The organism is Mycobacterium sp. E2989 (genome assembly GCF_001667595.1).
Lineage (GTDB): Bacteria > Actinomycetota > Actinomycetes > Mycobacteriales > Mycobacteriaceae > Mycobacterium.
In genome coordinates this window covers 1-515 of record NZ_LZJX01000011.1, presented here as the reverse complement: position 1 = coordinate 515, position 515 = coordinate 1, and the positions used below count along the sequence as shown (strand labels likewise).

1 protein-coding gene is annotated in these 515 nt (G+C 66.0%); it reads left to right on the top strand.

Annotated elements, in window-relative coordinates:
- Positions 1 to 192: 192 nt before the first annotated feature.
- Positions 193 to 515 (top strand): inositol monophosphatase family protein (locus tag A5680_RS02985; protein ID WP_304442364.1); only part of this gene is annotated, 323 nt, incomplete at its 3' end.

The window sequence follows — 515 nt, the reverse complement described above, 5'->3', positions numbered from 1 at the left end:
AGCGCTACCGCCGAGACAACGCCGATGACGATCAGTCGCCCCCGTGGAATGCTTCGCAACCGGCTCAATGAAGGAACGTTTCCCCCGCTCACGTTCACCAGATTACGGCCGAACCCCTCCGTTCGGGGCGGTGCCCGCAGGCATCGAGTTGGCAGGGTAAAGTTGGTCAACACTGCCAACTTAAGGAATGTGATGGCGTTGCAGCTGACGGATGACCACGACCTGGCAGCGCGGCTGGCCACCGAGGCCGGGCGGCTGCTGCTCACGGTCCGCGATGAGTTCGCCGAGGCTGAAGCGAGTGAGCGGAAAGCCGCGGGGGACAAGCGATCCCATGACTTCTTGATGGGAGCGCTGGCCGACGAGCGCCCCGACGACGCGGTGCTGTCCGAGGAGGGTGTGGACAATCCGGTCCGGCTGCGTGCGGACCGGGTGTGGATCGTGGACCCGCTGGACGGGACGCGGGAATTCTCCGAGCTCGGGCGCGACGACTGGGCGGTGCACGTCGCGCTATGGGA